The sequence below is a fragment of the Janibacter sp. CFPM2_SD2 genome, from assembly GCF_057364645.1.
On record NZ_JBNFOF010000031.1, the window covers coordinates 1 to 20,140 of the forward strand.

Below are 20,140 nucleotides of genomic sequence, written 5' to 3' on the forward strand. Positions count from 1 at the left end.
CGGACCGGGCCGCGCCGGGCGAGCGCAGCGCTCGTCGCCCCCTTCGGCCTGGCCGTCCGCGAGCACCGCGGCACGACGCTCGGGTGGGCGGTGCTCGTCGCCGTGCTCATGGGCACCTACGGCTCGCTCATGCAGACCGTCATCGACGCGATCACGGGCAACCCCGACCTCGAGGTGTGGATCGCCGGCGGCGAGAGCGGCATCGTCGAGCCGATGGCCGCGATGTTCGTCCTGCTGCTGTCGATCCTCGTGGGCGGCTACGTCCTGCAGTCGCTCGGGTCGCTGCGACGCGAGGAGACCTCCGGGCGCCTCGAGCTGCAGCTGAGCGGGGCCCGCAGCCGCACCGCCTGGCTGGCCCCGCACCTGACCGTCATCGCCGTCGGCACGCTGCTCGTCGGCGGCGCGGGAGCCCTCGCCCTCGCGCTGAGCACCGCTGCTGCTCTGGGCGACTCGTCATGGGTGACCACCCTGCTGCGGGCCGCGCTGCAGCACCTGCCGGTCATGCTCCTGCTCGGCGGCATCTCGCTCGCGCTCTTCGGCTGGCGCCCCCGGCTCCAGGCCGGGGCGTGGGTGGTCTTCGGCATCGCGGCCGTCATCGGCTACATGGGCCCCGGCCTGCAGCTGCCGTCATGGCTCGTCGGGTGGGCGCCCTTCGGTCTCGTCGGCAACGTGCCCGCCGACGCGCCGGACGTCACCGGCACCCTCGTCGCGGGCGTCGGCGGGCTGGTCCTCGTCGTCCTCGGGATCGTCGGCTTTCGCCGCCGCGACGTCCCGATGCACTGACTCCCGGCCCGAGTCGTGAGCGGAGGGCACCCCTGCGGCCCTCCGCTCACGCTCGGCGTCCTGGTGCTGCCGCCGCATGATCTCCGCCCGGGCGAGGAGCAGCCCGGCGAGGATCGGGAGGATGTACTTCAGGTGGTCGAGGACCCACACGAGCCACCCCGGCGCGCTCCAGTCCGGCCACGGGATCGACGGCAGGTCGATCGAGGGCCACGGGATGGTCGGCAGGTCGAGGTCAGGCATCGGGATCGACGGCAGGTCCCAGTCGGGCCACGGGATCGACCCGACGAAGCGCGCCGCGAGCGCGGCGAGCAGGATCGGGATGACGACCTTGCCCACCCCGGCCGCGACGTGCCGGGCGGCGTAGAGGCGGGGCCGGGCCCGCATCCGCTCCTCGCGCACCGCGGCCGGGGACCCCGGCTCGGGCACGAGGTCGAGCCCGCCGACCCCGACCTGCGCCTTGGCCTCGGCCACCGAGCGCTCTCCCTCGAACCACGTCGCCCGCACCGGCTTGCTCAGCGTGGTGAAGCGAGCGCGCACGGCCCCGACCTCGTCGGCGAGCGCGTGCTCCTCGTCCGCGACGAGGTAGAGGTTGTCGCCGCGGCCGACGTCGCGGTCGCCAGCTCCTCGTCGTCGACCCACCACGTCGCGGAGTTCTTCCACCCGTCGCCGACGGAGGTCTCGACCCGGTGCCGGCGACCGTCGATGACCATCTCGTAGACCTGCGTCCCTCCCATGACGACGAGGCTACGAAGACGCCCGGGACCGCCACATCGGCCGAAGGTCTCCCCCTTCGTCCGCCTTTGGGACCGGTTTGGTCAGGTCCGGTGCGCCTCCGACCCGTCGACCCGCTGCGCCCCTAGGTTGCTGGGCAACTCCGACCTGCAGAGGTGCCCGTGAAGATCAACAACGACCCGGTCTACGTGCAGCGCCGTCGCATCGCGACGGCCGTGGCCATCGTCGTGCTCATCGTGCTCGTCGTCTGCCTGGCGAAGCTCTTCGGCGGCGAGGACGAGGCCGCGGCCGACCCCAAGGCGGCACCCGCAGCGACGAGCGCCGCCCCCGCCAAGCGGGCCGAGCCGGCGAAGGTCGAGAAGGCGGCGCCCAAGGTCCGCCCGGCGAAGAAGCAGGGCGCCGAGGCCGCCCCGGCGGACTCGTCGATGGTGCGGATCCAGCGGATCACCGGCCCGATGACCCCGAAGTCGGTCGTCGCCTCGCGCACGGGCCACGTCTTCGCGCAGAACATGATGTACAGCCACTCGGTCACCGCCCTCACCCCCGACGGCGCCATCGAGGAGACCATCCCCGACGGGGTCGACCTCGCCGACTTCGGCATCAAGGGTCACCCCGGCACGAGCAAGGGCGCGCCGGTCGAGATGGCCTTCAGCCCCGACGGCAAGACCGCGTGGGTGAGCAACTACGCGATGTACGGCCAGGGCTTCTCCCCCGAGGGTGCCGACGCGTGCACCGGGCCGGAGGGCATCTCCGACAGCTATCTCTACAAGATCGACACGGCGACCCACGAGATCAAGGACGTCATCCAGGTCGGCGCCGTGCCCAAGTACGTCGCCGCCACCCACGACGGCAGCAAGGTGCTCGTCACCAACTGGTGCTCCATGGACCTCGACGTCGTCGACACGGCGAAGGGGAAGGTCGTCACGACGATCCCCATCGACGGCAAGCACCCCCGCGGCATCGCCATCACCCCCGACGACAAGACCGCCTTCGTCGCGGTCATGGGCTCGGACAAGACGGTCAAGGTCGACCTCGAGTCGGGCGAGGTCAGCGACTTCGCCGCGACCGGTGACGGCCCGCGCCACCTGCTCGTCTCCCCCGACGGCTCGAAGCTCTACGTCTCCAACAACGGCGCGGGTACCGTGAGCGAGGTGGATGCCACGACCGGCACGACCCTGCGCGAGGTGCAGGTCGGCAACCAGCCGCGCTCGATGACGATGAGCCCGGACGGCGGTGCGATCTACGTCGGCAACTACGGCAGCAGCACGGTGAGCAAGATCCGCACCAAGGACTTCGAGGTCGTGCAGACCGAGAAGACCGACGCGCTGCCCATCGGCATCACCTACGAGCCCACCAAGAAGCGCGTGTGGGTCGCCAGCTACGGCGGCACGATCGTCGTCTTCGACGACTCCCGGACGGTGTGAGGGCCGCGCCATGAGGATCGGGCTCGTCCTCAATCCTTCGAAGGGGGGATGGGAGCGCGCCCTCGAAGGTGTCGTCGCCGCGGCGCAGGCCGCCGGCTGGCCCGACCCCGACGTCCACCTGACGACCCGTGAGGACTGCGGGCACGGGCAGGCCGCCGCAGGCGGTCGAGGCGGGGGCGCAGCTCGGTCGTCGGCGGCCGGCGGTGACGGCACGGTCCGGCACGTCGCGCACGCCCTCGGCGGCACCGGCGTCGAGCTGGGCATCGTGCCGATCGGCACGGCCAACCTCCTCGCCCACAACCTCGAGCTGCCGCGCACGGTCGAGGGGGCCGTCGAGGTGGCCCTCACCGGCCGCGCCCGTCCCGTGGACCTGGGTCTCGCGCAGGTCGACGACGAGGCGGCGGACCTCCCCTTCGTCGTGCTGGCGGGGATGGGCCACGACGCGGCGACGGTGGCGGCGGCCAACCCGCGGCTCAAGGACCGCATCGGCTGGCCGGCCTATGTCGCGCCCGGCGGCGGTCACGGCGCTGCGGCGGCCGGTGCCCGTGACGGTGCGCCACGACGACGGCGAGCCCGAGCACCTGCGGGTGTGGAGCGTACTCGCAGCCAACTGCGAGCGGGTGCGGGCCGGCGTGCGGATCGCGCCGGGCGGACTCGTCGACGACGGGCTCTTCGACGTGCTCGAGGTGACCGTGCGGCGTCCCGGGCAGTGGCTCGGCGTCGCGGCGAAGGGGGTCTTCCGCCTCCCCGGTGACGTGGCCGGGCTGGCGACGCGGGCCTCGCGCGAGGTCGAGGTCGTCAGCGAGCAGCCGCTGCACGTGCAGCTCGACGGCGACGTCGCCGGCCCGGCCCCGGCGGCTGCGGGTGCGGTGCGAGCCGCACGCGCTGGCGATCCGCGTCGCGGGCTGAGCACCGGCGCCCGCGAGTCGATGTATTCGAGTGAGCTCCAGCGCACCCAGATACATCGACCCGGCGGTGGTGACCCGGGTCAGGCGTGCTCGGGCTCGGCGTCCTTCATGCGCGCGTGCACCCACGGCGACAGGGCCGCGAGGACGACGCCGACGACGACCGCCATGACGCCCAGGGTGATGAAGAAGGTGCCGTCGGGCAGCCCCTCCATCGCGCGGATGAGCTGCGCGGCGAGCGACTGGCCGGTGGCGACGGCGAGGAACCACAGCGCCATCGCCTGGCTCGTGAAGGCCTTGGGCGCGAGCGAGGTCGTCGCCGACAGGCCCACCGGCGAGAGGCAGAGCTCACCGAGGGTCTGGATGACGAAGACGCCGACGAGCACCCACACCGGGGAGGTCGCGCCGGGGAAGGCGGCCGAGGCCGCCGACAGCAGCACGAAGGACAGGCCGGCGAGGGTGACACCGAGGGCGAACTTCATCGGCGTCGACGGGAAGCGACCGGCCCGGCGCATCCACAGCATCCCGAAGAGCGGCGCGAGCAGCATGATCGAGACCGGGTTGATCGACTGGAACCACTCCTCGGAGAAGTGGAACCCCAGCGAGTCGAGGTCGGTCCGGTTGGCCGCGTAGGCCGCCATCTTGGACGCCGCCTGCTCGAAGATCATCCAGAAGAGCACCGCGCCGACCCACATCGGCAGGTAGGCGGCCAGGTGGGTCCGCTCGCGGGGCGTGACCTGCTTGCTGCGGAACATGACGACGAAGTAGGACACCGACGCGACGACCGACAGGATCGAGATCGTGTCGATGACCGCGTCGGCCCAGGCGCCTCGCAGTGCGCGGGTCGCCAGGAGCAGGACGACGACGAGCGCGACGAGGCCACCGGCCAGGAGCGGGACGCGCGCCCGGTCGCGGGGCTGCAGCGGGTTGGGCACGAGGTTGGACTCGGGCGCCAGCGTGCGACGGCCGACGACGTAGGCGATCAGCGCGAAGAGCATGCCGACGGCGGCGGCGAGGAAGCCCGCGTGGTAGCCCCACTGGTCGCGCAGGAAGGCCACGACGAAGGGGGAGAAGAAGCTGCCGATGTTGATCGACATGTAGAAGATCGTGAAGGCCGAGTCCTTGCGCGCGTCACGCTCCTCGTAGAGGTGGCCGACCATCGCCGAGACATTGGGCTTGAGCAGACCGGTACCCAGGGCGACGAGCGCGATGCCGAGCCAGGACGTCGCCGGCGAGGGGACGGCGAGGCTCACGTGCCCGGCCATGATGATGACGCCACCGACGAAGACGCTGCGCTGGGCGCCGATGACCCGGTCGGCCAGCCACCCGCCGACGACCGAGAGCAGGTAGACCGCGGCACCGTAGGTCGCGACGACCGCCTCACCGAGCGACTGGTCGAGCCCGAGCCCACCGTTCGCCGCCGTGTCGACGATGTAGTAGAGCAGGATCGCCCGCATCCCGTAGTACGAGAAGCGCTCCCACAGCTCGATGTTGAAGAGCGTGGCGAGCCCTCGGGGGTGACCGAGGAAGGTGCGTTCGGCCGGCGGTGTCGCGGCGGTGGTCATGGTGACCCTTCTGGTGGTGGTCAAAAACGCCCGACACGATACGCCCGTGAACTGGGTGGTCCGAACCAGTCGCTCCTCTGCCCGCCTCCGGACGAAGGGGGACGACACCCACCTCCGGGCGCTCCCGGCCACGAGGGCCGGCGCGCTGCCGAAGTCCTTCGTCCTCGCGTGGTCGCGTTGTCGTTCTCGACTTCGGCTTGACGCTGCGCCAACCCTCCTTGCCGTCCGCTTGGTGCGCAGCCGCCCCCCGGCCCCTGAGGAGCAAGGCCGCCCGCGGCCGCAGCGTCTCGAAGGGCCCGGCACCTCCCTTCGAGACGCTTGCTGCGCAAGCTCCTCAGGGAGCGGGTGGGCGGGGCAGGTAGGGTCGGTCGACATGAACCCGGGTTCAGCACAGGAGCGGCGATGAGTGCCGGAGCGGTCCGCGAAGAGGACGCCTTCGACGTGGCGCCGGTGAGCGCGTGGCTGCGCGAGCACGGCGACCCCGAGGTCGTCCGGGCGCTCGAGGGCGAGCCGCAGGTGCGCCAGTTCGACTCCGGCGCGTCCAACCTCACCTACGAGCTGCGGTGGCCCACAAGGGCGCTCGTGCTGCGTCGCCCGCCCCACGGGGCCCTCGGAGGCAGCGCTCACAACATGCACCGCGAGCACGACCTGCAGGCGGCGCTGCACCCCGTCTTCCCCCACGTGCCGCGGATGGTTGGGTTGTGCACCGACCCCGAGGTCCTCGGCAGCGACTTCTACGTCATGGACAAGCTCGAGGGCACGATCGTCGGCCGCGACCTGCCCGACGGCGTCACCCTCACCCCCGAGCAGGCGACCACCCTGTGCGAGGCCGCCCTGGCAACCCTCGTCGCGCTGCACGAGGTCGACGTCACCGCGGTGCCGCAGCTCGCGGCCCTCGACCGTGGCGACGGCTACGTCCACCGCCAGGTCGAAGGGTGGTCCTCCCGCTACCGCGCAGCCGCGACCGACGATGTCCCGGACTTCGAGGACGTCATGGTCTGGCTGGCGCAGCACGAGCCGGCCGATCGGCCGCATGCCTTGATCCACAACGACTTCCGCCTCGACAACCTCGTCCTCGACGCCGCCGACCCGACGCAGGTCGTCGGTGTCCTCGACTGGGAGCTGGCGACCGTCGGCGACCCGCTCATGGACCTCGGCGGGGCCTTGGCCTACTGGGCCCAGGCCGACGACGACGCGACGATGCGCTCCCTTCGCCTGCAGCCGACGCACCTGCCGGGCATGCTCACCCGCGCCGAGATCGTCGAGCGCTACTGCGCCGCACGGGGACTCGAGGTGAGCGCTCGGGAGTGGGCCTTCTACGAGGTCTTCGGCCTCTTCCGGCTCGCGGGCATCGCCCAGCAGATCTACGCCCGCTACGTCTCCGGCGCCACGACCAACCCGCGCTTCGCGGCCTTCGGGCCGATGGTCACCTATCTCGACGCCCGCTGCCGCGCCCTCATCGGCTGATCCCCCCTTCGCCCCACACCCAGGAGTCCCCATGACCTTCACGACCCTCATCACCGGCGCCAGCTCCGGCCTCGGCGCGAGATGGCCCGCCAGTTCGCCGCGCTCGGCCACGACCTGGCGCTCACCGCGCGCCGCACCGACCGGCTCGACGAGCTCAAGGCTCAGATCCTCGCCGCCCACCCCGGCCGCCGGGTCGAGACCTATGCCCTCGACGTCACCGACGACGACGCCGTCACCGCCGTCTTCGACCGGGCGAAGGGGGACTTCGGTCGCCTCGACCGGGTCGTCGTCAACGCAGGCCTCGGCAAGGGCGCGCCCTATGGCAAGGGCAGCCACTACGCCAACCGGCAGACCATCGAGACCAATGTGCTCGGCGCCGCGATCCAGACCGAGGCCGCGATGGCGATCTTCCGCGAGCAGAAGGCCGGCCATCTCGTGCTCATCGCCTCGGTCACCGCGCTGCGCGGCATGCCGAAGTCGATGACGACCTATGGCGCCTCCAAGGCCTTCCTCGCCTCGCTCGGCGAGGGCATCCGCAGCGAGATGATCGGCAAGCCCGAGCTCGACATCGACGTCACCGTCCTCTACCCGGGCTACATCCGCTCGGAGATGAACGAGAAGGTCGAGCAGCGCACGAAGTTCATGGTCGACACCGAGACCGGCGTGCGCGCGATGGTCGTCGCCATCGAGGGCCGCAAGCCCAAGGCGCTCGTCCCCGCGAAGCCCTGGGTCGCCGTCGGCTCCGCGATGAAGGTGCTGCCGCTCTCCGTCGTCCGCAAGATGCTCTGACGCCTGGCCCCTCTGCGCAAAACCCTAGGGTTTTGCACTCTCAACCCTGCAAAACCCTAGGGTTTTGCAGGGTTGGCGTCAGAGCATCTTGCGGGTGGCGGCGAGTCCTGTCGTGAAGTCGTCGATGGCGTCGGCGAGGCCGGGGCCCTCGAGGACGGTCAGGGTGGCGCCGAGGTCGAAGGCGGCGAGGGTCAGGTGGCGGGCGAGGCTCGCGAGGTCGTCGGCGCTCGACTCGAGGTCGGTGACACCGGGGCGCACCTGGGTTGCGACGCCGTAGGCGGCAGGCACGCGGCGGCGCACCGCCTCGACGTCGGCGGTCAGGCGAACGCGGACCCGGTGCGCATAGCCGGCACGGGTGACCGCCCGCCGCACGTGCTCGACGGCGTCGGGCGCCGGCCGCGGGCGGAAGCGGAAGGTCGACGCCCGCACCCCCGCCATCCGGTCGAGGCGGAAGGTGCGCCAGTCCTCCCTTCGCCCGTCCCACGCGAGCAGGTACCAGCGCCGGCCCGTCGCGACGAGGCGATAGGGCTCGACGTCGCGATCGGTCATCTCCCCGCTGCGTCCGGTGTAACCGAAGCGCACCCGCACGTGGTCACGCACCGCGTGGGCGAGGACGACGAGCATGCCGGTGTCGACGTCGTCGGTCGCGCCGGGCAGCAGGGCGGTGGCGTCGGCGAGCGCCGCCACCTCGCCGCGCAACCGCGGCGGCATGACCTGGTCGAGCTTCGTCAGGGCCCGCACGGCCGGCTCACCGATCGCCGAGATCCCCTGTGCGCCCACGCGAAGCGCCACCGTCACGGCCACGACCTCGTCCTCCTCGAGGAGCAGCGGCGGCATCCGCCCGCCGCTGCCGAGCCGGTAACCACCACCCACCCCGGGCGTCGCCTCGACGGGATAGCCGAGCTCGCGCAGCCGCTCGACATCCCGCCGCAGGGTGCGGGTGGTCACCCCGAGCAGCTCGACGAGCTCGGGCCCGGTCCACACCGACCGGGTCTCGAAGAGCCCGAGCAGTCGCAGCGCACGTTCGGTCGTCTCGGCCATGTCCACCATCATCCTCGGATCGGTGACAGAACCTGTCCGCAATGCCCTGGACAGTGGGTTCCAGACGAAGGGGAGGTCCTTCCCTTCGCGGCACGAGCACCGAGACCACGACCGCAAGGAGCCCGACATGTACAACCCGGCCGTCCACGACGAGATCACCGGCTACGCCGAGTACGTCGACCAGCAGCTCGAGGGTCTGCGCGCCAGCGCCCACGGCCTCACCGAGGAGCAGGCGCGCCTCACCCCGACCCGATCGGCGCTGTCGATCGGCGGGATCATCAAGCACACGAGCTATGTCATCGCCGCGCCGGACGAGAAGGAGGCGCGCGTCGAGGAGGGCGGCGAGATCACCGAGGACGCCTATGCGGCCTTCATGGACACCTTCGCCCTGCGCGCCGACGAGACCCTCGCCGAGACGATCGCGACCTTCGACCGGCGCCGGGTCGCGGTCGTCGAGTGGATCCGCTCGCTCGACGCCGATGCCGACTCGAGCGTCCCGCCGACCCCCTGGTACGGGCTGATGACGAGCTCCGACGTCAAGATGCGCTACTCGATCGTCCACTTCATCGAGGAGCTCGCCCGCCACGCGGGTCACGCCGACATCATCCGCGAGCAGATCGACGGGGCGACGTCGCTCGAGCTGATCCTCGCCGACACGGGCCGGCCGGCGACTCCCTTCGCCCAGCCGTGGAGCGCCCCGGAGCCGGCCACGCCATGATGGCGGGGTGAGGATCACCGGCCTGACCATCGCCAGCCCCGACGTCGCCGCCACGCAGGACGCGTGGCGGCGACTCGGCACGCTCGACCGCGAGATCGAGGTCCAGTCCGGGGACAGCGGCCTGACCGCTGTCACCCTCGGCATCGACGACGTCGCGGCGACCGAGCGGCTGCTCCAGCGGCGCGGTCTCGTCGGGGACGCCAGCGGCTTCGACCTCGGCGGGCTGATCTGGCGACTCGCCCCCTTCGTCGAGCGCGAAGGGAGCCCCGACCTCGTCCTTGACCACGTCGTCGTGCGCACCGGCGACGCCGAGCGGGTCGCCGCCGACCTCGGCGCGCGCGTCGGCCTCGACCTGCGGCTGGACCGGCACCTGACGGAGCACGGCTTCCGCGGGCTCTTCTTCCGCTGCGGCGACGCGGTCGTTGAGGTGGCCGCGCCGATCGAGCCCACGGGCGAACCCGACTCCTTCGGCGGCCTGGCCTGGCGGTCCGCCGACATCGAGGCCACCCGCGAGCGCCTCGTCGCAGCGGCGTCGAGGTCTCCGAGGTGCGCACCGGCCGCAAGCCCGGCACCCGCGTGGCGACCGTCCGCGACCGCGCCCTGGGCACCCCGACCCTGCTCATCGAGCAGGGCTGACCGTCCCCCTTCGCCAAGTAGGCCGTCCCACCCCGGTGCACGCCCCGACGAACTCCGCAAAACCCTAGGTCCTGCATAGTTCCAGCCCACCGGCCGCCCGGGACCGAAAACCTCGACCGACGTTGATTTGGATGCTTGCGGCACGCAGGTATATAGTTGATGTATGCACGCAACCAACCCCACCGTCGCAGTTCAGCTGCAGGAGACGCTGGGTCAGGTCTTCGGGCTCTTCTCGAAGATGATCGCCCGCCGTCAGGCGCTCGACCCCCAGGCCATGAGCCGCACCGACTACGCCCTCCTCGGCACGCTGGCGCACTGCCCCACCGAGGCCGGGATCCGCATCTCCAAGCTCGCCGAGTCCCTCGGCCACGACCTGTCGACGATCAGCCGCCGGGTGAGCCACCTCGAGACGCACGGGCTCCTCGAGCGCCTGCCCGACCCCAGTGACGGGCGCGCCTCCACGGTGCGCCTGAGCGGGGACGGCCTCCAGACGCTCCTCGACGAGCGCAGCGCCCGCACCGGCCTCCTCGGCCGGATGCTCGCCGACTGGCCGGAAGAGGACCTCGTCGACCTCGACCGTCTCCTCACCCGGCTCGCCGCAGATCTTGCCGCCGACGCGCAGTCGGCGACGCACCCCCCTTCGCCCCTCCAGACCTCCGGAAGGACCGCCCCTTGAGCACCACCACGGCATCCGCCCCCTACAAGATGAGTACGGAGAACAAGCGCGTCTTCGCCGGCCTCATGCTCGGCATGCTCGTCGCCTCCGTCAGCCAGACCATCGTCGGCCCCGCCCTGCCCCGGATCGTCTCCGAGCTCGGCGGCATGGACCACTACAGCTGGGTCGCCACCGCGGCCATGCTCGTCTCGGCCGTCACCGTCCCGATCGTCGGCAAGTTCTCCGACCTCTACGGCCGTCGCGCCTTCTACCTCGGCGGCATCGTCGTCTTCATGATCGGCTCGATCATCGCCGGCTTCTCGCAGAGCTTCTGGATGCTCGTCGCCGGCCGTGCCGTGCAGGGCCTCGGCATGGGCACCCTGATGCCGTTGTCGCAGACGATCATCGGCGACATCATCCCGCCGCGGCAGCGCGGCAAGTACCAAGGCCTCATGGGCGCGGTCTTCGGCGTGACCTCGGTCGCCGGCCCGCTCCTCGGTGGCGTCATCACCGACCACCTCGGCTGGCGCTGGCTCTTCTTCGTGTCGCTGCCCGTGGGCCTGATCGCGCTCGTCTTCATCGCGCGATTCCTCCACGTGCCGCACACCCCGCGCAAGGCGCCGATCGACTACCTCGGCATCAGCACCCTCTCGACCGGCCTCGTCGCGCTGCTGCTCGCCGTGTCCTTCGGCGGGTCGAGCTGGGCCTGGGGCTCCACCGAGTCGATCAGCCTCTTCGTCCTGAGCGCCGTCCTGCTCACCGCCTTCGTCCTCGTCGAGCGCAAGGCCGTCGAGCCGGTGCTGCCGCTGCGCCTCTTCGCCAACCGCACGATCAGCCTGAGCCTGGTCTCCGCCTTCGGCGTCGCGATCGTCATGTTCGGCGCGATCATCTACATCCCGGTCTTCGCCCAGGGCGTCATCGGCGTCAACGCGACGAACTCCGGCCTGATCCTCATGCCGCTCATGCTCGGCTTCATCATCTGCGGCATCGTCACCGGGATGCTCATCACCCGCACCGGCCGGTACCTGCCCTTCATGCTCACCGGCATCGCGATCATGGCGGTCGGCGTCTTCCTGCTCACCCGCCTCGACCACAACGCCACGAGCCTGCAGCTCACCGAGGCGATGGTCGTCCTCGGCGTCGGTCTGGGCATGGCGATGCAGCAGTACACGCTCGTCGTGCAGAACGCCGTCGCCCGCGCCGACATGGGTGTCGCCACCGCGTCGACCCAGTTCTTCCGCAACGTCGGATCGACCGTCGGCATCGCGATCTTCGGTGCGGTCATGTCGAGCGGTCTGCAGGAGAAGATCGCCTCGCACCTGCCCGGCGGCATGCCCGCGCAGGCCGGCGGTCACATGGACGCCGGTGCGGTGCTCGACCCGAGCGCCCTGGCGAAGCTGCCCCCGGCCGTCGCCGACGCCGTCCGCTGGGGCCTGGCCGACAAGCTGACCGATGCCTTCGCACTCGGCCTCCCGATCCTCGCGGTCGTCTTCGTCGCGACGCTCTTCATCCCCAACAACCCGCTGCGCGAGTCCAACGACGACCACCCGGTCGAGGACGCCGGCCAGCAGGTGCTCGACGCCTATGCGTCGGAGTCCGGTGAGAGCGACCCCCGCACCTCGGGCGAAGGGGGCGCTGCCGCCGGCACCGGGTCGGTCGGGTCCGACCTGGCCGGGGCGCGCCGGGGCTGAGTCCCGGCCGGGGCGCAGGGGCCGGGTCCCGGCGCCTCGCCCCCCGGGAAACTGGGGATCGGGGACCGATCCCGGCCCCTACGCCGTTGCTCCGTACTGCGAGCACGCCGGCCGGGGGCCATCCGGGACCGATCCAGCTGCATACGCCGTTGCTCCGCTACTCTGGGCCGGCACCCGGGGTACGGAGCAACGGCATATGGGGCCGGGAGACCTGCAGTGCCGCCAGTCCCCTCGCCGCGGCCGACCCGGGGCGGGAGCGGCTGCTCGGAGTACGGAGCAACGGCGTATGCAGCCGCGGGTACAGCCAGGCTCAGGCTGGCGGGGCGATCGGCAGGGTCCGACCGCTGACGAAGCGCCGCGTGCGCCCGTCGACGGGGTCCTCCAGCTCGAGGGTGCTGGCGAGCAGCTGCAGCGGGTTCGAGAAGTCGTCGACCGACACGTCGAGCACCTCGGGGTAGAGCGGGTCGCCGACGATCGGGATGCCCAGGCCGTGGAGGTGCAGGCGCAGCTGGTGGGTGCGCCCGGTGTGCGGCGTCAGCCGGTAGACCGCGAGGCCTCCGCCCTCCGAGCCGACCTCCGCCTCGACCTCGATGTCGGTGATCGCGTTGACCGGGGCGCCGGGCACGACCTGCGCCTGCCAGACGCCACGCGTCTTGGCGATGTGGTTGCGCACGGTGAGCGGGAAGGTCAGGTCCGCGCGCCGGGGCGCGAGCGCGAGGTAGGTCTTGCGGACCCGCCGGTGCTCGAAGAGCGTCTGGTAGGCGCCACGCCACCTCCGCTCCGTCGCGAGCAGCAGCACCCCCGAGGTCACCCGATCCAGGCGGTGCAGCGGGGTGAGCTCCGGCAGCCCGAGCTCGTCACGCAGCCGCACGGTGACGCTCTGCATGACGTGCCGCCCCCGCGGGATCGTCGAGAGGAAGGGCGGCTTGTCGACGACGACGAGCCGCTCGTCGCGGTGCAGGACGGTGATCTCGCCGGGCACCTCCGGCTCCTCGCGCAGGTCGCGGTGGAACCACACGAAGGTGTGCGGCCGGTACGGGTCCTCGGCCAGCAGCACCGACCCGTCGTCGTAGACGAAGCGGGCGTCGGCGAGCATCCCGTCGACGTCGACCCGCTCGGGCGAGGTGTCGCGCAGCCAGTGCCCCATCGTCGACCAGGGGCGCGGCCGGCCGTGGTCGTGGTCGGGCGTGCGCACCCACGCCGCGCCGAGACCGTGTCGTGGCGGCAGGGGCGAGCGGGGAGGCACGGGCCTGAGACTAGGCGACCTCCCGGAATGTTTGATTTTCAACTACTGTTGACCCAGGTGACCATCAACCGAAGGAGCACCAGATGCCCGCCGTGACCGTCGACAACATCCTCACCCTCCCCCGCGTCACCCAGCCGGCACCCGAGGCGATCTCCCGCCCGGTGCTGTCGGTGAGCACCGCGCCCAAGGGATTCGAGGGCGAGGGCTTCCCGGTCCGCCGCGCCTTCGCCGGCGTCGACATGGCGCGCCTGGACCCCTTCATCCACATGGACCAGATGGGCGAGGTCGAGTACGCCCCGGGCGAGGCGCGCGGCACCAGCTGGCACCCGCACCGCGGCTTCGAGACCGTCACCTACATCGTCGACGGCACCTTCGCCCACGAGGACACCCACGGGGGCGGCGGCCTGATCACCGACGGCGACACCCAGTGGATGACCGCCGGCTCCGGGCTGCTGCACATCGAGGCCCCGCCGGAGGAGCTCGTCGTGAGCGGTGGCGTCTTCCACGGGCTCCAGCTGTGGGTCAACCTGCCGAGCCACCAGAAGATGTCCGACCCCAGGTACCAGGACATCCGCTCGGGTCAGGTCGGCCTGCTCTCCAGCCACGACGGCGGCGCGCTGCTGCGGGTCATCGCCGGTGAGCTGGACGGTCACGAGGGCCCGGGCATCACGACGACACCGATCTCGATGATCCACACCACGGTCGCCCCTGGCGCGCGGCTGCACATCCCGTGGCGCGAGGACTTCAACGGCCTGGCCTACGTGCTCTCCGGCCGCGGCACCGTCGGTCCCGACCGCCGTCCGATCCGGGAGGGCCAGCTCGCGGTCTTCGGCGCCGGCGGCGCCCTGGAGATCACGGCCGACGACCGCCAGGACTCGCGCAGCCCCTCGCTCGAGGTCGTCCTCCTCGGTGGGCGCCCGATCCGGGAGCCCGTCGCCGCCTATGGCCCCTTCGTCATGAACACGCGCGAGGAGCTCGTCACGGCCTTCGAGGACTTCCAGGCCGGCCGCCTCGGCGTCATCCCCAAGACGCCCAAGGTGCGCCCCGCCCTCGAGATCGCCGAGGCCATGGCGCAGGGCGGCACCCCGGCCACGACGTCCTCTGACCCGATCACCGGGCAGTCCTCCCCCTTCGCCCCGCCGCTGCGGTGGACCACACTGACGAGGGACGAAGGGGGATGACGTGACCATCTCGAGGACCGGCCGTCGGGCCGCTGCGCTCGCGCTGCTCGCGACACTCGTGCTGTCGGTCGGCGTGGTGGCGCCCGCGAGCGCCTGCGCGTGCGGTGGCGTCGGCGCCCCCACGGGCGAGAGCGTCTCGGTCAACGAGGAGTCCGCGGTCGTGCGCCACGACGGCGAGACCGAGGACATCCTGCTGAGCTTCGACATGTTCACCTCGGCGCAGGACGTGGCGCTCATCCTGCCGCTGCCGGCCCAGGCCGAGCTCGACGTCGCCGACGTCGACACCCTGGGGCAGCTCGAGCGCGCCACCGCGCCCGACATCGTCGAGCGGCAGGTGCTGCGTGGCCTGCAGCTCCCCGTGATCGGGGGCGCGGCCGGCGACGGTGCCGGAGCGGGCCAGCCACCGGGCGTCCACGTCCTCGAGGAGCGTGAGCTCGGGCCCTTCACCGCCACCCAGCTCACCTCGACGTCGACCGCGCCCCTGACCCGGTGGCTCGACGAGCACGGCTACGACGTCCGACGAGGTCGTCGCGGCCACCCGCCCCTACCTGCGCGAGGACTGGGTCATCGCCGCCATCAAGCTCACCGCCGGGCCCGACTCGCCGCACGCCCTCGACGGCGAGCTGCAGCCGATCCGGGCGACCTTCCCCTCCCGCGAGATCGTCTACCCGATGCGGATGCAGGCCACCGCGGCCTCGGTCAGCACGCTGCGCGTCTACACGTTGACCGAGCACCGGACCGACGTCGACTTCGGCGAGATCGAGCCGGGCGTCGCCTTCGCCGGTCCGCTGCGCGCGGGCGACGTGCCGGCCGGCTCCACGCTGGCCGAGCTGACCCGCGAGACCCCTTTCGTCACACGGTTCGACACCTACGTGCGCCCGGAGGAGGTCACCACGGACATGACCTTCACCCGATCGGCGACCGACGCCACCTATCGCCGCCAGGAGGTCGTCGAGACCGACTACCCCTGGTACCTGCGGATCTTCGTGCCCTCCTGGGGGACCTTCGCCTTCTGGTTCGTCGTGCTGCCCCCGGTGCTGCTGATGGCCGGGGTGCTCTGGCTGTTCCTCCGACTGGTCCGGGGGCAACGACGGGCCCGGTGACTCCCCCGGGCGAGTCGCCGCAGCGCTGTCGGACCCGTGGGTGAGGATGAACCCGTGACCAGCCCGTCGGCGACCCGTCAGGCGGCCCCGGCCGATGCGGCCCGGCCCGCGACGAAGGGGGGAGGCTCCCCCCTTCGCCACTGGCCGTGGGCGCTGCTCGCCGTCGCGCTCCTCGCCCTGCTCATCGTGGGTGGTCGGCGACGGCGTGGTATCCGGAGCACGCCGGCTCCTGCGCCGAGCCCGGCTGCGAGGCGGCCGCCGGCCGCGAGGTCATCACCCACTGGGCCGGCATGGCCGCCGCCGGCCTCGCCGTGGCCGCCGGGCTGCTCGCCTGCCTGCGCTCCCGTTCGCGCCGAGTCGACGACCTTCCCCGCGCGGCTGTCGCCCATGTGGCACGGGGCCGTCGTCGGCATCGTCGTCATGGTGCTGGCGACCTTCACGCTGTGGCCGACCGTGCGCGTCGGCATGCTCAGCCCGCCGCTCGGGCTCGCCCTGCTCGCCGTCGAGTGGGTGCTGCTCGCGCTCGCCTCGACCGCATGCACCTCGCCGCCCGCCCCGCGACCTCTCCCCGCCGCCGCCTGCTGCAGTCGCTCGTCGTCGCCGCCTGCGTCGTCGTGCTCGAGGTGGCGCTGCCGCTCGTGTCCCCCTTCCGCGCGCTGTCTGCGGGCATGCTGCAGATCGCGCTCGTCCAGGCCGGCGTGGCCCTCGCCCTGACGACCTGGCTGTCGCTGCGCGACCCGGCCGGCCATGGCGACGCCGCCGACGAACGGCGCACCGCCCGCCTCGCCGCCCTCGGCATGCTCGTGGTCGTCGTGACCGTCGCCGTCACCGGCCTGCACCTCGGCCCCGGCAGCGCCGCGCGCTTCGGCCACGACCTGGCCGACCTCGTCCACCCCTGGTACGCCCGCGGCTCAGGCGAAGGGGTCGACCCCCGCTTGAGTGCCGCCCGCGCCTTGCCCGACTTCCCGATCGCGGCCCACCGCTTGCGGGCCGCCGACCGGGGCCGCGGGGTCGGTGCGCATCGCCATCCACTCGGCCTCGCGCTGGAGCTTGCCCCAGCTGTGCCAGCGCCGCTCATCGAGCTCGCCGGAGTCGAGCGCGGCGCGCACGGCGCAACCGGGCTCGGTGTCGTGGCCGCAGTCGGCGAAGCGGCAGGACGCGACGAGCTCCTCGACGTCGGGGAAGGTCAGCGCCACACCCTCGCCGTCGTCGTGCAGGCCGATCGAGCGCAGGCCCGGGGTGTCGACGAGGACCCCGCCGCCGGCGAGGACGACGAGCTCGCGGGCGGTCGTCGTGTGCCGGCCCTTGCCGTCCTGCCGGGTGCCCGAGACGAGCTGGACCTCTTGCCCCGCAAGGGTGTTGACGAGCGTCGACTTGCCGGCACCGGACTGGCCGACGAGGGCGGTCGTACCGCCGGCGAGCGCGGCGGCGAGGACGTCGATGCCCTCGCCGGTCTCTGCGGAGACGACGTGGACGTCGACCCCGGGAGCGCTCGCCTCGACCTCGGCGCGGGTCGTGTCGGGGTCGTAGGCGAGGTCGGACTTCGTGAGCACGACGAGCGGCTGGGCGCCGGACTCCCACGCGACGACCAGATAGCGCTCGATCGTCGAGAGGTTGACCCGGGTCTCGAAGGGCACGGCCACGAGCACGTGGTCGAGATTGGCCGCCATGACCTGGGCGTCGGACCGCTCACCGGCGACCTTGCGCACGATCGCGGTCCGCCGCGGGAGGACCAGCCGCACGACGTCACCGTCGGGGCGCCGCTCGAGACCGACCCAGTCACCCGTGGTCGGCGCCTCCTCGAGCGTGCTGCCGGCGGGCAGCCGCACGAGCGCGGGCACGGCCCGTCGGTCGTGTGCACCGTGACCCGGCCGCGGTCGACCCGGCCGACGCGCCCCGCCACGAGGTCGAAGGGAGAGCCCGTCAGGGCCTCGTCGAAGGCCGCGCGGCCGCCTCGTCCCAGCCGAGAGCGGCGAGCGTCGGTGCTGCAGAAGTGGTCTCGTCCATCTCCGTCACGGTCGCACCGCGCGGGCCGGGGCCGCCACCGAATTTCGGGGGCACCCCCCTTCGTCATCGGTCAGGCGGGGCGCCGGCGCAGCCAGAGGACGAGGCCGACGACCAGCACGAGCACGCCCGGGCAGCACAGGACGCCACCGCCGGACATCATGACCATGCTGCTCTTGGGGAGGGTTCCGCCGACCACGAAGGGCCCGGAGCACGAGATCGTGTGCTCGCCGTCCTGCTGGGCCTCGAAGACCCGCTGACGGTGCAGCTCCTTGCCGCCCCAGGAGACCGTCTCGTCGCCGAAGGACCGGTCCGGCAGCTCACCGGCCGGGCCGGTCACCGTGCAGGAGACGTACTCTGCGGTCGACCACATGGCGATGGTCTCGCCCTCCTCGAGCGTGACCGTCTGCGGCGTCGTCTGCTCGGGCTTGTCGGCGAGGTCGGACGAAAAGCTGAAGAGCCGGAAGCCGCCGATGGCGAGGAGCAGCGCGGCGACGACCATGATCGCCAGGCCGATGAGCAGGACGGCCGGTGACCCGCGTCGGGTCGGGGGCATCTGCTGCGGCGGCGCGGGGTAGCTCATGCGCTCACCCTACGGGCCGACGCGGCGCCGCGAGGGCCCGCCGAGCGCGGCCCAGACGGTCGTCTGCTTGTCGTCGCGCTGCACGCCCCACTCGTGGGCGATGCTGCGCACGATCCGCAGGCCGCGGCCGGAGGTGGCCCACATCTGGCGAGGCGCCGGGGCCGGCTCGGTCTCCGCGCCGCCGTCGCTCACCTCGACCTCGACGTTGTCGCCGCGAGCCTTCCAGTGGATGCGCACCGTGCGGTCCCCCAGGGGCGAGGCGTGCCGCAGCGAGTTGGTGACGAGCTCGGTGACGACGAGCTCGGCCTCGCCGATGACCTGCTCGCTGACCTCGCGGGCGGCGAGGTCGAGCGCGATGGCCTCGCGCACCCGGGTGACGGTCTGCAGCTCCCAGCGGGCCCGGATCGTGCGGGCCTGCCCCCGGCCGATCTCGCCCCCGAAGGAGTCGAGCGTCGGTGCACTCGTGGCGCCGTCGTGTGGCTGCCCCATGGTCTGACGATCCCTTCGTCGCGGTCGCTGGCCCCGACATTGTCCCTGCCCCGGCGGTGCGACCCAACCCCCGGGCCCGGCAGCGCCTACGCTGACCGCCATGGGTAAGGCTTCACGTCGCAAGAAGGACGCGCAGGGCAAGACCAAGGTCGCCCCCGCGCCATACGTCGCACGTCCCTTCGAGGGGCTGCCGGGCGAGACCGACTGGGTGGCCGCCTACGAGATCCTCCCGGCGGCCACGGCGACCCTGACGCTCAAGGCCGGCGCTGTGCCCGAGGGCTCCCCGGAGACGGTGACCCTCGCGAGCGTCCTGCCGATGGCGTGGCCCGCGCTGCGCCGCCAGGACGGCAGCGTCCTCATCGCCAGCCAGTCCGGGTCGAGCAGCGGCGACCCGAGCCGCGACCTCGCGCAGGCGCTGCTCACCGCCCTCGCCGCCGAGCCGGGCGCCCCGATCTCGCAGCTGCCCCGCACGACCGCCGAGACCCCGCGGCTGCAGGACCTGCTCGACCTGTCCGCCCCCTTCGACATCACGGTGCACGAGGACTTCGACTTCTGGGTCGAGGGCCAGGAGGTGAGCGGCGAGGCCGCCGCCTCCCTCGAGCGCGCCAACGAGTCCGTCGTCCCGACCGTCGCGATCGCCGGCACCCCGAGCACCTACTGGTGCCGCATCGGCGAGCGCACCTACATCCGGCACGTCCTCGCCGACGACGAGGAGTCCGCGACGACCGCGATGGCCCGGCTCCAGGCGAAGGGGGAGGCTCACCTCGACGAGGGGCGTCGCCTCCTCGGCGCCTTCCGCGCCGGTGGCCTCATCGTCCCCGTCTGGGAGGTCGCGCCCGACTCCGACCCGTCGGAGCACGAGGGCGCGGTCGCCGACTTCGCCGGCCGCTACGCCGCGGCCGCCGCCTCCACCGACGAGCTGACTGCCGAGGAGCGCCGGGCCCGGTCCGGTCTGCTCTCGCGGCAGGTGACCCTGCGCTGACCATGTCGGCGAGGGTGGCCGCGATCGTCCCGGCCAAGGACGAGGCCGAGCGGGTAGCCGCGACGGTCACCGCACTGCTCTCCCTCGCCGACGTCGACGTCGTGCTCGTCGTCGCGCTGCTCGACGAGCCGACGACCGGCCTGGCG

At 72.3% G+C, this 20,140-nt stretch carries 17 protein-coding genes and 4 pseudogenes; 13 read left to right on the plus strand and 8 right to left on the minus strand.

The genetic code is table 11. From position 1 onward, the window contains the following. A pseudogene (locus AC2W7J_RS04930) lies at positions 1-783 on the plus strand (hypothetical protein); the annotation flags it as partial. A 512-nt stretch (positions 784-1,295) separates the two neighbouring features. Here AC2W7J_RS04930 and AC2W7J_RS04935 read toward each other — a convergent pair. Continuing rightward, positions 1,296-1,517 (minus strand): hypothetical protein, encoded by a 222-nt coding sequence (locus AC2W7J_RS04935; RefSeq protein WP_485981635.1) that lies wholly within the window; start codon positions 1,515-1,517, stop codon positions 1,296-1,298. Between the two features lie 159 nt (positions 1,518-1,676). Between AC2W7J_RS04935 and AC2W7J_RS04940 the strand changes: the two genes are divergently transcribed. From AC2W7J_RS04940 to AC2W7J_RS04950, 3 genes and pseudogenes are all read left to right on the plus strand, one after another. Further along, positions 1,677-2,939 (plus strand): beta-propeller fold lactonase family protein, encoded by a 1,263-nt coding sequence (locus AC2W7J_RS04940; RefSeq protein ID WP_485981636.1) that lies wholly within the window; start codon positions 1,677-1,679, stop codon positions 2,937-2,939. Between the two features lie 10 nt (positions 2,940-2,949). Beyond that, positions 2,950-3,303: pseudogene (locus AC2W7J_RS04945) on the plus strand (diacylglycerol/lipid kinase family protein); the annotation flags it as partial. A 136-nt stretch (positions 3,304-3,439) separates the two neighbouring features. Continuing rightward, positions 3,440-3,742, plus strand: a pseudogene (locus AC2W7J_RS04950) (hypothetical protein); the annotation flags it as partial. A 185-nt stretch (positions 3,743-3,927) separates the two neighbouring features. Here AC2W7J_RS04950 and AC2W7J_RS04955 read toward each other — a convergent pair. Continuing rightward, the gene (locus AC2W7J_RS04955; RefSeq protein WP_485981637.1) at positions 3,928-5,409 is read right to left on the minus strand and encodes a peptide MFS transporter; all 1,482 of its coding nucleotides are present in this window, start codon (positions 5,407-5,409) and stop codon (positions 3,928-3,930) included. A 402-nt stretch (positions 5,410-5,811) separates the two neighbouring features. On the opposite strand from AC2W7J_RS04955, the gene AC2W7J_RS04960 reads away from it, so the two are divergent. Both AC2W7J_RS04960 and AC2W7J_RS04965 read left to right on the plus strand, forming a co-directional pair. After that, the gene (locus AC2W7J_RS04960; RefSeq protein WP_485981638.1) at positions 5,812-6,876 is read left to right on the plus strand and encodes a phosphotransferase family protein; all 1,065 of its coding nucleotides are present in this window, start codon (positions 5,812-5,814) and stop codon (positions 6,874-6,876) included. An 81-nt stretch (positions 6,877-6,957) separates the two neighbouring features. Then, the gene (locus tag AC2W7J_RS04965) at positions 6,958-7,665 is read left to right on the plus strand and encodes an SDR family oxidoreductase (RefSeq protein ID WP_485981639.1); all 708 of its coding nucleotides are present in this window, start codon (positions 6,958-6,960) and stop codon (positions 7,663-7,665) included. Between the two features lie 78 nt (positions 7,666-7,743). Here AC2W7J_RS04965 and AC2W7J_RS04970 read toward each other — a convergent pair whose 3' ends face one another. Next, on the minus strand, positions 7,744-8,706 hold the full coding sequence (locus AC2W7J_RS04970) for a helix-turn-helix transcriptional regulator (RefSeq protein ID WP_485981640.1): 963 nt from the start codon (positions 8,704-8,706) through the stop codon (positions 7,744-7,746). Positions 8,707-8,728: 22 nt separating this feature from the next. Here AC2W7J_RS04970 and AC2W7J_RS04975 point away from each other — a divergent pair, with 22 nt between their 5' ends. From AC2W7J_RS04975 to AC2W7J_RS04990, 4 genes are all read left to right on the plus strand, one after another. Continuing rightward, a complete protein-coding gene (locus AC2W7J_RS04975; RefSeq protein ID WP_485981641.1) occupies positions 8,729-9,424 on the plus strand; it encodes a mycothiol transferase in 696 nt (231 codons plus the stop codon). Between the two features lie 7 nt (positions 9,425-9,431). After that, positions 9,432-10,139, plus strand: coding sequence for a VOC family protein (locus tag AC2W7J_RS04980; RefSeq protein WP_485981642.1), 708 nt, complete (start codon positions 9,432-9,434; stop codon positions 10,137-10,139). A gap of 84 nt (positions 10,140-10,223) precedes the next feature. Next, positions 10,224-10,736: a MarR family winged helix-turn-helix transcriptional regulator gene (locus AC2W7J_RS04985; protein ID WP_255184940.1), complete on the plus strand. Its 513-nt coding sequence runs from the start codon at positions 10,224-10,226 to the stop codon at positions 10,734-10,736. 29 nt (positions 10,737-10,765) lie between these two features. Then, complete coding sequence (locus tag AC2W7J_RS04990) at positions 10,766-12,406, plus strand: MDR family MFS transporter (RefSeq protein ID WP_485981649.1); 1,641 nt, start codon at positions 10,766-10,768, stop codon at positions 12,404-12,406. A 310-nt stretch (positions 12,407-12,716) separates the two neighbouring features. Here the strand turns inward: AC2W7J_RS04990 and AC2W7J_RS04995 are convergent, their stop codons facing one another. Further along, entirely contained in the window at positions 12,717-13,652 is a 936-nt protein-coding gene (locus tag AC2W7J_RS04995) for a pseudouridine synthase (RefSeq protein ID WP_485981643.1), read from the minus strand. A gap of 83 nt (positions 13,653-13,735) precedes the next feature. Between AC2W7J_RS04995 and AC2W7J_RS05000 the strand changes: the two genes are divergently transcribed. Beyond that, entirely contained in the window at positions 13,736-14,833 is a 1,098-nt protein-coding gene (locus AC2W7J_RS05000; RefSeq protein ID WP_485981644.1) for a pirin family protein, read from the plus strand. A gap of 76 nt (positions 14,834-14,909) precedes the next feature. Further along, positions 14,910-15,936: pseudogene (locus AC2W7J_RS05005) on the plus strand (DUF2330 domain-containing protein). Between the two features lie 77 nt (positions 15,937-16,013). Here AC2W7J_RS05005 and AC2W7J_RS05010 read toward each other — a convergent pair. The 4 genes from AC2W7J_RS05010 to AC2W7J_RS05025 all read right to left on the minus strand — a co-directional run bounded on the left by AC2W7J_RS05010 (position 16,014) and on the right by AC2W7J_RS05025 (position 19,012). Continuing rightward, entirely contained in the window at positions 16,014-16,808 is a 795-nt protein-coding gene (locus AC2W7J_RS05010) for a hypothetical protein (RefSeq protein WP_485981645.1), read from the minus strand. A gap of 39 nt (positions 16,809-16,847) precedes the next feature. Beyond that, positions 16,848-17,777 carry a ribosome small subunit-dependent GTPase A gene (gene rsgA / locus AC2W7J_RS05015; protein WP_485981646.1) on the minus strand — a complete coding sequence of 310 codons (930 nt, stop codon included), beginning with the start codon at positions 17,775-17,777 and terminating at the stop codon, positions 16,848-16,850. Between the two features lie 236 nt (positions 17,778-18,013). Beyond that, on the minus strand, positions 18,014-18,523 hold the full coding sequence (locus tag AC2W7J_RS05020) for a hypothetical protein (protein ID WP_485981647.1): 510 nt from the start codon (positions 18,521-18,523) through the stop codon (positions 18,014-18,016). Between the two features lie 9 nt (positions 18,524-18,532). After that, complete coding sequence (locus AC2W7J_RS05025; RefSeq protein WP_255184932.1) at positions 18,533-19,012, minus strand: ATP-binding protein; 480 nt, start codon at positions 19,010-19,012, stop codon at positions 18,533-18,535. A 100-nt stretch (positions 19,013-19,112) separates the two neighbouring features. Between AC2W7J_RS05025 and AC2W7J_RS05030 the strand changes: the two genes are divergently transcribed. Beyond that, entirely contained in the window at positions 19,113-19,994 is an 882-nt protein-coding gene (locus AC2W7J_RS05030) for a DUF5926 family protein (RefSeq protein ID WP_485981648.1), read from the plus strand. Positions 19,995-20,140: the final 146 nt, after the last annotated feature.